Source organism: Agathobaculum sp. NTUH-O15-33 (assembly GCF_033193315.1).
Taxonomy (GTDB): domain Bacteria; phylum Bacillota; class Clostridia; order Oscillospirales; family Butyricicoccaceae; genus Agathobaculum; species Agathobaculum faecihominis_A.
This window is the reverse complement of sequence record NZ_CP136187.1, coordinates 2675522-2689394: the sequence shown is the minus strand read 5'-3', so window position 1 is coordinate 2689394 and position 13873 is coordinate 2675522. Positions and strand designations below refer to the sequence as shown.

Below are 13873 nucleotides of genomic sequence, written 5' to 3'. Positions count from 1 at the left end.
AAGCAGGTTGCCGCTGTCAGATGACCCGGGATGGAGGAAACAACCGAGGAGGAAATTAAAAATGGCAGTAATCTCTATGAAGCAGCTGCTGGAGGCTGGCGTGCACTTTGGCCACCAGACCCGCCGCTGGAACCCGAAGATGGCGACCTACATCTTCACCGAACGCAACGGTATCTATATCATCGACCTGCAGAAGACGGTCAAGAAGCTCGAGGAAGCTTACTTCTTCGTTCGCGACATCGCCGCAGCCGGCGAGTCCATCCTGTTCGTCGGCACCAAGAAGCAGGCGCAGGACGCGATCAAGGAAGAGGCGGAGCGTTCCGGCCAGTTCTTTGTCAACGCCCGTTGGCTCGGCGGCATGCTGACCAACTTCAAGACCATGCGCACCCGTATCGCCCGTCTGAACCAGCTGCAGAAGATGCAGGCCGACGGCACCTTTGATCTGCTTCCCAAGAAGGAAGTTATCAAGCTCCAGCTCGAAATCGCCAAGCTCGAAAAGTACCTCGGCGGCGTTCGCGAGATGAAGAAGCTGCCCGGCGCGCTGTTCGTAGTCGATTCCCGCAAGGAAAAGAACGCGATCGCGGAAGCCCGCAAGCTGAATATCCCGATCGTTGCAATCGTTGATACCAACTGCGATCCGGACGAGGTCGATTATGTGATCCCCGGCAACGACGATGCGATCCGCGCGATCAAGCTGATCTCCCAGACCATGGCCAACGCCGTTCTGGAAGGCAAGCAGGGCGAGCAGCTCGAGGTTGAGGCCAAGGCCGAGACCGCCGAAGCTCCCGCAGCGCAGGCTGAATAAGATTCTTTTTAATTAGTAATTAGGAATTAGAAATTAGTAATTTGGTCGATGGCCTTTCAGCTCGCGCCTTGATGACCCCGCATGCTTGTGCGGCACAGTAATTACTAATTACTAACTACTAATTACTAATTTGTTTTACCCACCAAGCAAGGTGACTATCGATATTTGAGGAGGAATTATAAAATGGCTTTTACCGCTGCTGATGTAAAAAAGCTTCGTGAAATGACCAATGTAGGCATGATGGACTGCAAGAAGGCGCTGCAAGAGGCTGACGGCGACTTCGACAAGGCAGTCGAGCTGCTGCGTGAAAAGGGCCTTGCCAAGGCCGCTAAGAAGGCCGGCCGCATCGCGGCTGAGGGCGTTGTCTGCGCGACCGTGTGCGGCGATTGCGGCGTAGGCGCGATCATCGAAGTCAACTCCGAGACCGACTTCGTTGCCAAGAACGCTGATTTCCAGAAGTTCGTATCCGATCTGGCCGGCGTGGTCATGAAGGAGAACCCGGCTGACGTAGAGGCGCTCAAGACCTGCAAGCTGGGCGACGTGACCGTACAGGAAGCGCTGCAGGAAAAGGTGCTGACGATCGGCGAGAACATCCAGATCCGCCGCTTCGAGCGCTACGACGACTCTACCGTTAACGTAGCCTACACCCATATGGGCGGCGTTATCGGCGTGCTGGTCGGTTTGTCCGTTTCGGATAACCTGAAGGACAACGCCACCGTCAAGGAGCTGGGCAAGGATATCGGCATGCAGGCGGCCGCGATGCGTCCGTCCTTCATGGATAAGTCCGAGGTAGACGCCGCGACCCTCGACAAGGAGCGCGAAATCCTGATGGCGCAGGCGATCGAGGAGAACAAGACCGCCGCCAAGCCCAAGCCGGAGCAGATCATCGCCAAGATGGTAGAGGGCCGCGTGGGCAAGTACTACGAGGAGAACTGCCTGCTGCAGCAGGCCTTCGTCAAGGAGAACAAGCTCTCCGTTGAGAAGCACATCGAAGAGGTCGCCAAGACGCTGGGCGGCGAGATCAAGCTCGTCAAGTACGCTCGCTTTGAAAAGGGCGAGGGCATTGAAAAGAAGCAGGACGATTTCGCGGCCGAAGTCGCTTCGATGGCCAAGTAAGCGAATTTTTTACAAGAGCAGCCGTTTTCGGCTGCTCTTTTTTCTTGCTTTTGGGCGCGCCTTTCGCTACAATAGGAACAGTACGTACAAAGGAGTTTTGACAAATGGAGCTGCAATATGAAATCACAAAGGATGATTTTATCGCCTTTAATCTGGATTACTGGAGCAAAAACGCGCTGGTGCAGCGCAGCATTCTGATGACGCGCATCGCGACCGCGGTGATCGTGCTGCTTGGCGGCACGGCGCTGATGGTTTGGCTGAAATCGCTGAACGTCATATCGGTGGCGGTTTATGTGGCGCTCGCGGCGGTATGCTTTTTCGGCACGCCTTGGTATATGAAGCGCAAGGTCGTAAAAAACGTAGAACGCATTTTGAAAAATCCAAACAGCAAAAATGCCTGCGGCGAGAAGAAAATGGTGCTGGGTGACGATGAATTCCGCCTGACCGGAGAAAATGAGGATACGAGCTATCCCTACGACGCGGTGCAGCGTATCGCTACGGACGCGGGACACTACTTCGTGTTCGTCGATCAGTATTCGGCGCTGATCGTCCCGTTCCGCGCGTTCCGCGACGACGCGCAGAAAAAGGAATTTTACGGCCGCATCACCGCCCATATCGAGGATGAAGCGCTTAAATGCTGAAAACCGCCGATTGCCGCAAAAAAGCGAATGATGGTTGACAAAGCCGCGTTTGGGGTATAAAATAGTACCATTCATAAGTAAAAAGCGATGAAGGAAATCCTGTGATTACCCTAAAGCGTTTGGCAGAGAGCGGGCGACGCGGCTGAAAGCGTCCGCAGGCGCGGGGAAAGCAGCACCGATTCCAGAGCTTCGCGGCGGAACCCCTAAGTATGCCGCGACGAGTCGTTCCCGTTAAGAACTCCGAGCGGCAGGCCCTGTCATGCATGGCCTGCAAGCAGGGTGGAACCGTGGGCCTATCTATGCTCACCCCTGATTTTATGTCGGGGGTGGGCTTTTTTCGTTCTCCCCGCAATTTCAAAGGAGGAAAAATCATGTCTGAAGAAAACAAGTTCACGTTTGAAAACGAGGAATACCGCGATACCTACCGCCATACGGTGTCCCATATCCTTGCGCAGGCCGTCAAGCGCCTGTATCCGGAGGTAAAGCTCGCGATCGGTCCGTCGATCGAAAACGGCTTTTACTACGATTTTGACGCGCCGTTCTCGCTGACCGAGGAGCACCTTGCGGCGCTGGAAGCGGAAATGCGCAAGATCTGCAAGGAAAAACTAAAGCTCGAGCGTTTTGAGCTGCCCCGCGCAGAGGCGATCAAATTCATGCAGGAGCGGGACGAGCCCTACAAGGTCGAACTGATTAACGATCTGCCGGAGGACGCTACGATCTCTTTCTATAAGCAGGGCGATTTCACCGACCTGTGCGCGGGCCCGCATCTGGATTCGACCGGCCGCGTCAAGGGCAACGCGATCAAGCTGCAAAACGTCACCGGCGCTTACTGGCGCGGCGATTCCAAGAACAAGATGCTCCAGCGCATCTACGGCACCGCTTTCCCGAAGAAGGAAGAGCTGGACGCTTATCTGGAGCGTTTGGAAGAAGCGAAGAAGCGCGATCACCGCAAGATCGGCAAGGAGCTTGGCCTGTTCATGCTGACCGAGGAGGGCCCCGGCTTCCCGTTCTTCCTGCCAAACGGCATGACGCTCAAGAACACGCTGATCGATTACTGGCGCGAGGTGCACAAGCGGTACGGCTATGTCGAGGTTTCGACGCCGATGATCCTCAACCGCTCGCTCTGGGAACGTTCGGGGCACTGGGGCCATTACAAAAACAACATGTACACCACGGTCATCGACGAAGAGGATTATGCCATTAAGCCGATGAACTGCCCGGGCGGCATGCTGGTCTACAAGAGCCAGATGCACTCCTACCGCGACCTGCCGCTCCGCGTGGGCGAGCTCGGCCTTGTCCACCGCCACGAGCTGTCCGGCGCGCTGCACGGCCTGTTCCGCGTGCGCTGCTTCACGCAGGACGATGCGCATATCTTCATGACGCCCGACCAGATCAAGGATGAGATCAAAAACGTCGTCAAGCTCTTTGACGAGGTTTACTCCACCTTCGGCCTGACCTACGAGATCGAGCTGTCCACCATGCCCGAGGACCACATGGGCGATGAAAAGGTATGGGAATTCGCGCAGGAGACGCTCAAGGACGCGATCACCGAAATGGATAAAAAGTATGTCGTCAACGAGGGCGACGGCGCGTTCTACGGCCCGAAGCTCGATTTTCATCTGGCCGATTCGCTGGGCCGCACCTGGCAGTGCGGCACCGTCCAGCTCGATTTCCAGATGCCCGAGCGGTTTGAACTGGAATACACGGGCGCGGACGGCGAAAAGCACCGTCCGGTCATGATCCACCGCGTCGTGCTCGGCTCGATCGAGCGCTTCATCGGCGTCATCACCGAGCATTTTGCCGGTGCGTTCCCGACGTGGCTCGCACCCGAACAGGTGCGCGTCATGCCGATGACCGACCGCAACGTCGGCTGCGCAAAAATGGTGCTTGACCAGCTTAATCATGCGGGCTTCCGCGCCACGATGGATGAGCGCAACGAAAAGATCGGCTATAAGATCCGTGAAGCCCAGCTGCACAAGGTGCCTTATATGATCGTCATCGGCGACAAGGACGAGGAAGCGGGCCTGATCTCCGTGCGCGACCGCAAGACCGGCGAGACCACACAGATGGAGCTGGCCGAATTTCAGGAAAAGCTTGCTTACGAAGTGAAGGAAAAGCTGCGGTGATTCTCTGAAAGGGGAGGGGCGCATGAAAAAGCTGCTTTGCGCACTGGCATTCATGGCGTGTGCGACCCTGTCCGCCGCCGCGGCGGATGTGGGGACGATCCGGAACGATTACCCCGGCGACACCGAGGCGCAGGCGCAAATGCTGCATGAGCTGGGTCTGTTTAACGGTACGGAAAAAGGCTTTGAACTGGAAAAGCCGATGACCCGCGCCGAAGCCGCCGCCATGCTCACGCGCTTTTTGGGCGCGGAGCAAACGGCGCGCGCGGGCACATGGGAGCACCCCTTCACCGATGTACCCCAATGGGCCGCCCCATATGTCGGCTGGCTGTATGAAAACGGGCTGACCAAAGGCGTATCCGCGACGCGGTACGGCGCGGAGGAAAATACTTCTTGTGAGCAATTCGGCACTTTTTTAGCGCGCGCGTCTCGGAATGGTGAGGAGCCATTCTGGATCGTGGATTCGGAAGAAATTGCGGTATGCGATGCGGTGGGATTTGTGCGTGGAGATGCGGTCGCTTTAGCCGCACGAACGTTAACGACAACAGAGCGGGTTCAGGAATTATATCTAAATAGTGACGCTCATATAACTGTGGCGCAACGGCTTATCGATGAGGGTATATTTACTGAGGAAATGCTGAAAACGGCTGCTTGGAGGGTATTGCCGCGTCATTATGAGTGTGTACCCACACGTCAGGACGACAAATCAGAGGAACGCCTATCCTGCGTGATCGCAGGCGTTACGGTTATGAGAAACGAGTATTCGAATGTAAAGCCGCTAAATTACGATCAAGGTTTTGCTAATTCATTATATGGTCTTGCTACTAACGCGCAAGGGAAAAACATGCTCCATACCATTGATGCGGAAACACTTGCAACAAAAGAAATTGCGCGTCTTGACGGTATTGAGGATCTGTTTGTTCTTGGAAAATCGGGTCTAACGGATTATATTAAAGGATCCCATAATGGGAAACAATATTTGCTTATCGTTACCGAGGATAAGCAAGTACGTCTGCTAGAAACGCCGCCTGCATTAATAGAAGACGGAGTATTTTCTTATTATCTGGATGAGAACGCTTTGGTTTTTGAGGCTGCGGAGATGCTTTGCATTATACAGGGAAGTGAGATGCAAACGCTGGCTTTGTCCCCCAATGAAAAGTTGTTTGTTATAAATAACAATTTGATCATCACACAGCGCGTAACGAATGAACAAACTACAGTGACCGCATGGACACTGAAAGGCAAGGTGATCAATCAGTATACGCTTCAAAACGATGATCCGTTACAAGATGAACGCCAAAAATTTGAGAATGTGGTTTGGTTTCACGCACCGCATCTGGAGAACCAAAGTGAAAATTTCCTTTGGGGCAGCGCGGGTCTGTATCAAATGGAAAATGACCAACTCAAACAGATTATAAGCAGGCCGGTATATGATTACGCCTTTGACCCAGCCGATGGCAGCTATGTGCTGATTACGCACGACGCGGGCAAGCGGATGGAATACACCGAATACGCTGTGCAGGCGCAGACTGGCGATACGCTTGTTCGTTTGAACGCAGACGGTACCGAAACCGCGCTACTGCCCGAACTGCCCGACGGCAGCCTGCTGTTGGGCGAGGTGCTAAGCACAACGAACGGCAGGGTAGAGTTTACGACCTTAAAGGCCGCGGAGCCGCATTTCATGAGCCGGTTTACCTGCGTGCTGGAAAACGGTCGCATAAAGGTAACAGACGCGGACGAGGGCATCACAATGATATACGGCGAAAACGCCGTGGAAGAGGAGCAGCATCGCCTCGACGCCCTAGGCGCGGGCGTGGGTGCATGATGGAGGGGATATCATGAAAAAGCTGTTATCTGCCTGTATCGCGGCCGCGATGCTCATGGGCGGCGCGGCCGCATACGAAGTGCCGAACGCGGGAACGTATTATCCGAATACAGTCTATCTATGCAGCGACCGGATCAACAACGACCCGGCAGTGCAGGCAGATTTTCTCCATTGATTATATCGATCTGACAGCGATCATAGTGACTGCGCCGAAGGGCATATATCTCATCCGCACGGACGATGCAACGCCTTTACTGCTCGATACTGGCGACAATACGGAAATCGTATCGCAGAGCGAGCCGGATACCGGCACGGCGGACGAAGACACGATGTGCGCCGCCGAGCAGGCACGGCTGCAAGCGCTAGGAAACAGGACTTAAGTATTTTGCTCAAGCGCGCGAATATTGTCCGAGCGCTTGAATACCTTGACATGGTAAAGCTTGCCGGGTTCGAGCGGGCCGAAGGAGAAGCGGCCGAGTTCGTCTGTGTACAGCGCGCCGATGGGCGAGTCCGGCGCGTCCGCGCGGTAAAAGGTGACGAGCGCGGCCTCCACCGGTTTGTCATCCCCCGAAACGACCGTGCCGATGAGCGCGGGCCGCTGATCGGCCGAAAGTGAGACCGTGGTTTGCACCACTTCGTGGCTGGCGGGCTTGACATAGAAGGATTGCGTATAATTCATGGCAAAAACCCTTTCAGGAAATCAAAATTAGTTAAGGCAGCGCCGTGGGCGCAACGGTGCGGTGGTGCCTTAAAATAATCTATGAAATACAAAAAGAAAAGGTGAGTGTTCACAAATGGCAGACAAGAAGAAGCTGGTAAGCGAGATTACGTCCATGGACGTGGACTTTGCGCAGTGGTATACCGACATTGTAAAAAAGGCGGAAATGATCGATTATTCCTCGGTCAAGGGTTGCATCATCATGCGCCCGTACGCGCAGGCGCTGTGGGAGAACATCCAGTCGGCGCTGGACGGCATGTTTAAGGAGACCGGACATGAAAACGTGGCCATGCCGCTGTTTATCCCGGAAAGCCTGCTTCAAAAGGAGAAGGACCATGTGGAGGGCTTTGCGCCCGAGGTCGCGTGGGTAACGCACGGCGGCAGCGAAAAGCTGGAGGAGCGCCTTTGCGTGCGCCCCACCTCGGAAACGCTGTTCTGCGAGCATTACGCAAAGATCGTCCGTTCCATGGCGCGACCTGCCCAAGCTGTATAACCAGTGGTGCAGCGTGGTACGCTGGGAAAAGACGACCCGCCCGTTCCTCCGCTCGCGCGAGTTCTGGTGGCAGGAAGGCCACACCGTGCACGCGACTTCGGAAGAGGCCATGCAGGAGACCCTGCAAATGCTGAACATTTACGCGCAGTTTGCTGAGGAGTGGCTTGCCATTCCGGTCATCAAGGGCGAAAAAGACCGCTAAGGAGCGCTTTGCGGGCGCGGAAAAAACCTATACGATCGAAGCCATGATGCACGACGGCAAGGCGCTGCAATCCGGCACCAGCCATTACTTCGGCGATGGATTCGCCCGTGCGTTCGGCATGCAGTACACCGATAAGAACAATACGCTGCAGTATATGTACCAAACCTCGTGGGGCATGTCCACCCGTATGATCGGCGCCATCATCATGACGCACGGCGATAACGAAGGTCTGGTGTTGCCGCCCCGCATCGCGCCCACGCAGCTGGTCGTTATTCCGGTCGCTTCGCACAAGCCGGGTGTGACAGAGAAGGCGCAGGAGCTGTTAGGGCTTGTTAAGAACGCGGGCGTGCGCGCCAAGATTGATCTTTCCGAGAACAGCCCCGGCTGGAAGTTCGCGGAGTACGAGATGAAGGGCGTGCCGCTTCGTCTGGAAGTCGGCCCCCGCGATATCGAGCAGGGCCAGTGCGTGCTGGTGCGCCGCGACAGCCGCGAAAAGACCGTGGTCAAATTCGAGGAGCTGGCAGCAGTCGTTCCGCAGCTGCTGGAAGAGATTCAGCAGGCGCTTTACAACAAGGCGCTGAAAAACCGCGAGGAGCACACCTACACCGCAAAATCTCTGGATGAGATGCAGGAGATCTTGAAGGAAAACATCGGCTTTGTCAAGTCCATGTGGTGCGGCGATCTGGCCTGCGAGGAGAAGATCAAGGAAGTCACGGGTATGCCGTCCCGCTGTATTCCGTTCGAGCAGGAGAACATCGGCGACGTATGCCCCGTTTGCGGCAAGCCCGCGCACCAGATGGTCGTTTGGGGCATCGCTTACTAAGCAAAAGGAGCTTTTATGGCGGATTTTTCTGAGCAGGTCAGAGCTTTTTTCTCGACAGACGCCGGCAGGCTGATCGGCACGGTGTGGCTGATCGTGGTGGTCGTGCTGCTTACCCTATGGGGCGCGCGGCTGGTGAGCCGCTTTATGCGGCGCATGATCGAGCTGCAAAAACAGAAAAACAGCGCGAATGCAACGGTTTTGGCCTTTTTCCGCTATGTGGCAATCGCCGCGGTCTATTTTGCAGGCTTCGCGGTGATCGTATCCAACATTCCGTTTTTAAGCGCGGGCCTGAACAAGGTGCTGGCCGCCGGCGGCGTGATCGCGGTGGTCGCGGGCTTTGCCGCGCAGGAAGCGCTGGGCAGCGTGGTCAGCGGTATGATGATCCTAGCGTTCAAACCCTTTGTCATCGGCGACGTGGTGCGGTATCTGGATAACGATATTTCCGGCGTGATCGAAGAGATCACGCTGCACCATACCACCATCCGTACGTGGGAAAACAAGCGCGTCATCATCCCCAACAGCAAAATGAACAGCGCCATTATAGAGAACGCCGACTATGCGGACAGCCGCGTGTGCGTGTTTCTGGAGATCGGTATCACGTATGAATCCGATGTGGATCTGGCCAAAAAGCTGCTGGCGGAGGAGGTCGCGCGCAATCCGGAATTTCTGGATGTACGGACTCCGGCGCAGCGTGCGGCGGACGCGCCGGAGGTGCCGGTCGTCGTGCTGGAGTTGGCCGCGAGCGCGGTCAAACTGCGCGCCTCGCTATGGGCCAAGGACAATGGCAGCGCGTTTGCCCTAAAGTGCGCGGTGCAGGAAAACATCCTAAAGCAATACGCGCAAAACGGCGTGGATATTGCGTATCCGCACCTTGTTATAGTAGAAAAAAACTAAAAAATTAGGAAGTAGTAAGTAGTAATTAGTAATTATAGAATCGCACAGGTGGGGGATCGAATGATCGGCCACCGTGCCGTGTCTCAACTACTAATCGCTAGATGCTACTTCCTAATTTTATTTTTGCTGCTTAACGTTTATTTCAAAATTACTAATTACTACTTCCTAATTGCTAATTACTCTGTCGTTACCAGATCCGAACACGGTTTTCGGGGGCGAGCCACATGCCGTCGCCTTCCTTGATATCGAAGGTGGTATAGAAATCATCCATCGATTGCAGCACGCGGCTGCCGCGCAGCTTGGCGGGCGCGTGTACATCGATCGTCGCGGCGTACTGCTCGTATTCACGCGTCGCGGTCGAAGCCCAAGTTTCGGCCATGGTGCGGAACAGCAGTGCGAGGTCGGGGGCCTTTTCGCGCTTTGCCGTCTCCAGAATGCACGCGGCCGCGCCAAGGTCGGCAATGTTCTCCGAAAGAGTCAGCGTGCCGTTGCAAACGATGCCGGGCGCGGATTCCACGCCGTCGTAGTAAGAGATAGCCTTTTCGCACAGCTTTTGGAACGCGGCGTAATCCGCGGACGTCCACCAGTCGGCGGCGTTGCCGTTTTCATCGAATTTGGCGCCGTTGTTATCAAAAGCGTGCGTGATCTCGTGAGCGATAACGTAGCCGATCGCACCCAGATTTTTTTCGCGCGGGGCCTTTACATCGTACATCGGCGCTTGCAGGATGCCGGCGGGGAAGACGATCTCGTTGTTCTGCGGCACATAGCAGGCGTTCACGGTGAACACGCTCATCGCCCACAGGCCCTTATTCACCGGCTTACTCTGCCAGCTTTGCAGCAGCTTTTTCTGCGCCTTTTGAATGGTCAGCATGTTGTCGAAATAGCTGCCGCCATCGGCCTTGGATTTGAGGGTTACATCCTTTAAAAGGTCGTTCCACTGGCCCTCGTCTGGGTAACCGATCTTGATGCCCATGGTATCCAGCTTGGCGATCGCCTTTTGCTTGGTTGTGTCGCTCATCCAGTCTATTTTTTTGATGCGCTCTTCATAGATGGAAATAAAATCGCGCACCATGTCGGTCACGTCGGCCTTGGCTTCCGCGGAAAAGTATTTTTCCACATACAGCCGGCCGAGCTCGTCGGAGAGCAGCGCCATCACGATGTTAGTCGCGCGCTCCTTGTCGGACAGCGTGCCGCTGATGCCGAGGAATGCCTGCTGGTATTCGTTGGCGGCGTCCTCAAAGGCGCGGCCCAGATAACTGCCGAAGCTCGAGATTACGACGAGCTGCGTGTAGGCCTTGAGCATGGGAACGTGCGCGTCGTCGAAATAAGCGGCCTGCGCCTTTAAAAGCCCCGGGTCAATGACGATGATCTGGTCGCTTTTCGTCAGGCCGGACTGCGCGTATACCTTGTCCAGATCGACGTGCGGGAACAAGGCCCGAAGCTGATCCATCGTGTACGGGTTGTAGATCTTATCAACATTGCTGTAATCCTGCCGGTCCAGCATATGGGGGGCAAGCGCCTTCTCAAACTGCCAGACAAGCGACGCGTTTTCTTTAGCGGTGGCCTCGTCATAGCCGCCGAGGGTGAAAAGCTTTTGCACATAAGCGATATAAGCGTCCTTCTGGCTGCCGCTGTCCGCCGCGTAGATCTCCTTGGTCAACGAAACGCCGGGCCCTGAGAGGGCGACCGTGTAGCGGTTGGAATCCTTCATGTCCGTTGTGAGCGAGAAGGTGAGCAGAAGCGAGCCGCCTACCTCGTCGGAGAGCTTTTGCTGTACGTCCATCAAATCGGATAGCGTTTTTGTGTTATCGAGGGCGGTGAGATACGGCTTGATCGGTTCGATGCCGAGCGCGTCGCGCGCGTCATAATCCAAAAAGTTATTGTAGAGCGCGGCAATGCGCCTCGCGTCCTCGTTCGTCGGATTCTTGGCCGCTTGTTCGATCAGCTCGGTCAGCGGTTCGGTGTTGGTCATCATTTCATTCAGCGTGCCGTTCGACGTGTAGCCGGGCTTGATGGCCGAACTGTCCAGCCAAGATTTGTTAACCGTCGCGTAAAAATCGTCTTTTTCATTTGTGCCGAATAGGGCATAGGTGCGGCGGATGAATTTATTCATCTGCTCCATGGTGACAAATTCCTCGGGCGAAAAAGTGGTGGCCGAGGTGCCCGCCACAATGCCCGCGTCGAATACATTTTGTAATTCATCCTTGGCCCAGTTCGGGATATCGGTAAAATTTGCGGCCGGGTAAGCTTTGCGCGCATTATCGCCCACGGGCGCGGGCAGCGTGCCGAAGGCCCGCTGCAACATCACCAGCGCCTCCGCGCGGGTGACGGGTGCCTGTTCGCGCAGGTCTCCGTTGGGGTCGCCGTGCATGATGTCGCTTTTGGTCACGGCCGGGTTGTAGTCATCCGCCGCCTGAATCAGTGCGGCGCATACCTCGCCGCGGGTAGCGGCGTTGGGCTCCGCGGCAAGCGCCGTGGGCAGCGTACCGGCCAGCATGGCGCTGCTAAGCAGCGCGGCCAACAATCGTTTGGTTTTCATAGGATTGTCCTTTCTCACTGTGTGTTGGTTGGAATCGTGCATGGACGACGAAATGGTGGAATGTCTCGTCTGCAATATGTGCATATTGAATATATACAACATAGCGCGAACCACCGCGATTGTCAATAGGCAGACCGCGCTTTCTTAAAATATTTTAAAGATCGCGACGGCACGCAATTTGTCGTTTACTTCCGATGGATTCGGTGCTACAATAAGGGACATATAGTGGGGTGATTGTATTTTATCAAACACCTTATAAAAATGGAGGAGTCATTATGAAAAGATTGCTGAAAACCCTTTCCGCATCACTGCTGATCGTCGGATCGCTGGCTGTTTCGGCCGCTGCGGCGAGTTTTGACCATTGTGCGGATACGCTCAAGGATCTGGGCTTGTTTCAGGGCACGGCGCAGGGCTACGAGCTGGACCGCGCGCCGACGCGCGGCGAAGCGGCCGCCATGCTGGTGCGGCTGCTCGGCAAGGAAGCGGAGGCAAAAACGCTTACCTATTCCGCGCCCTTTACCGATCTGGACGGCTGGCAGAAGCCCTATGTGCAATACCTGTATGATAACAAGCTGACGAGCGGCGCGAGCGCGACCACCTTTGAGCCGGAAGAAGCCTGCACGGCGAACATGTACGCCGCGTTCCTGCTGCGCGCGCTCGGCTACAGCGAGACTGAGGACGGCTACACCTACAAGCAGGCGGTGGAAAAGGCGTATTCGATCGGCCTTGCCGACTTTGCCAACTGTGATATCAACGCCCCCTTCCTGCGCGACAACGTCGCCGCGATGAGCTACACCGCGCTGGCCTGCCCGCCCAAGGGCGAGACCGAGACGGTGCTGCTCGAAAAGCTGGTAGAGGACGGCTCTGTGGACAGCGCCAAGGCAGCGCCGGTACTCAAAACATTTGAGACCGTTGCCGAATATGCAGCCGACGCATACCTGACCAGCCAGCAGACCAAGGTCGATATGGACGCTGATATTTCCATGAACCTTTCCATGAACGATCAGAAGCTGATGAGCCTTTCCATGCCCATGAACATGAAGATGGATATGAATCTGGCGAACATGGATCAGTCTAAAATGTCCATGAAGGGCACGATGAAGGCCGTGCTTGATCCCTCACTGGTAGAGGAAGGCGCAAGCAACACGCAGGAAGCCGCGATCGAGTATTACTACGCGGACGGCGTGTATTACATGAACGGCATGGGCGAGAAAATCAAGATGGATATGTCCTTTGAAGATTCGCTGGGCGGCATGACGGAAATGACCCAGATGCAGAACAACCCGATCAGCATGATCAAGAGCATTGAAAAATCTGGCGATACCTACACCGTGACCTATGCGAGCGGCGCGCTTGGCTCCATGGTCAATTCGATCTTGGGCGCGACCGGCATGGGCGACGCGGTGGCCGATCTCTCGTTCAATATCGACGAGATGACCGCGAAGGAAACGGTAAAGAACGGCCAGCTTTCCGCAATGGATATGACCATGCGCCTGTCCGTTACCGTGTCGGACGTTAAGGCGTCGATGGATATGACCATGAAGTGCAAGGTGAATGCGACGGGCGATAGCGTCAAGGTTACGCTGCCGACCGATCTGAGCACTTATCAGGAGATGACCGGTACCCTTCCGACAACCCCGGCGGCCTAAAACATAGCTTGAAAAGGAACCGAAACTGTTTTGTTTCGGTTCCTT

Annotated in this window: 11 protein-coding genes and 1 pseudogene; 10 read left to right on the top strand and 2 right to left on the bottom strand. The window is 55.5% G+C overall.

What is annotated here, in order from left to right; translation table 11 throughout:
• Positions 1 to 61: 61 nt before the first annotated feature.
• From rpsB to RWV98_RS12985, 7 genes are all read left to right on the top strand, one after another.
• Positions 62 to 805 carry a 30S ribosomal protein S2 gene (rpsB, locus tag RWV98_RS13015; protein ID WP_280963020.1) on the top strand — a complete coding sequence of 248 codons (744 nt, stop codon included), beginning with the start codon at positions 62 to 64 and terminating at the stop codon, positions 803 to 805.
• A gap of 183 nt (positions 806 to 988) precedes the next feature.
• Positions 989 to 1921 (top strand): translation elongation factor Ts, encoded by a 933-nt coding sequence (tsf, locus tag RWV98_RS13010; protein WP_280963021.1) that lies wholly within the window; start codon positions 989 to 991, stop codon positions 1919 to 1921.
• A gap of 104 nt (positions 1922 to 2025) precedes the next feature.
• Positions 2026 to 2562 (top strand): YcxB family protein, encoded by a 537-nt coding sequence (locus RWV98_RS13005; RefSeq protein ID WP_280963022.1) that lies wholly within the window; start codon positions 2026 to 2028, stop codon positions 2560 to 2562.
• Positions 2563 to 2933: 371 nt separating this feature from the next.
• A complete protein-coding gene (gene thrS, locus RWV98_RS13000; protein WP_280963024.1) occupies positions 2934 to 4688 on the top strand; it encodes a threonine--tRNA ligase in 1755 nt (584 codons plus the stop codon).
• 22 nt (positions 4689 to 4710) lie between these two features.
• Positions 4711 to 6510 carry an S-layer homology domain-containing protein gene (locus RWV98_RS12995; protein ID WP_317861254.1) on the top strand — a complete coding sequence of 600 codons (1800 nt, stop codon included), beginning with the start codon at positions 4711 to 4713 and terminating at the stop codon, positions 6508 to 6510.
• A gap of 13 nt (positions 6511 to 6523) precedes the next feature.
• Positions 6524 to 6685, top strand: a complete 162-nt coding sequence (locus RWV98_RS12990) for a hypothetical protein (RefSeq protein ID WP_317861252.1) — start codon at positions 6524 to 6526, stop codon at positions 6683 to 6685.
• A gap of 25 nt (positions 6686 to 6710) precedes the next feature.
• Positions 6711 to 6890, top strand: a complete 180-nt coding sequence (locus RWV98_RS12985) for a hypothetical protein (protein WP_317861251.1) — start codon at positions 6711 to 6713, stop codon at positions 6888 to 6890.
• Here RWV98_RS12985 and RWV98_RS12980 read toward each other — a convergent pair.
• A complete protein-coding gene (locus tag RWV98_RS12980; protein ID WP_280963028.1) occupies positions 6887 to 7189 on the bottom strand; it encodes a carboxypeptidase-like regulatory domain-containing protein in 303 nt (100 codons plus the stop codon). The two genes, RWV98_RS12985 and RWV98_RS12980, sit on opposite strands and share 4 nt — an antisense overlap.
• A gap of 115 nt (positions 7190 to 7304) precedes the next feature.
• Between RWV98_RS12980 and proS the strand changes: the two are divergent.
• Together proS and RWV98_RS12970 are read left to right on the top strand one after the other, a co-directional pair.
• Positions 7305 to 8746, top strand: a pseudogene (gene proS, locus RWV98_RS12975) (proline--tRNA ligase).
• A gap of 15 nt (positions 8747 to 8761) precedes the next feature.
• A complete protein-coding gene (locus RWV98_RS12970; protein ID WP_280963030.1) occupies positions 8762 to 9640 on the top strand; it encodes a mechanosensitive ion channel family protein in 879 nt (292 codons plus the stop codon).
• Between the two features lie 187 nt (positions 9641 to 9827).
• Here RWV98_RS12970 and RWV98_RS12965 read toward each other — a convergent pair whose 3' ends face one another.
• Positions 9828 to 12179 carry a M13-type metalloendopeptidase gene (locus RWV98_RS12965; protein ID WP_317861248.1) on the bottom strand — a complete coding sequence of 784 codons (2352 nt, stop codon included), beginning with the start codon at positions 12177 to 12179 and terminating at the stop codon, positions 9828 to 9830.
• 275 nt (positions 12180 to 12454) lie between these two features.
• Between RWV98_RS12965 and RWV98_RS12960 the strand changes: the two genes are divergently transcribed.
• On the top strand, positions 12455 to 13828 hold the full coding sequence (locus RWV98_RS12960) for an S-layer homology domain-containing protein (protein ID WP_317861246.1): 1374 nt from the start codon (positions 12455 to 12457) through the stop codon (positions 13826 to 13828).
• The last annotated feature ends 45 nt before the right edge of the window (positions 13829 to 13873 follow it).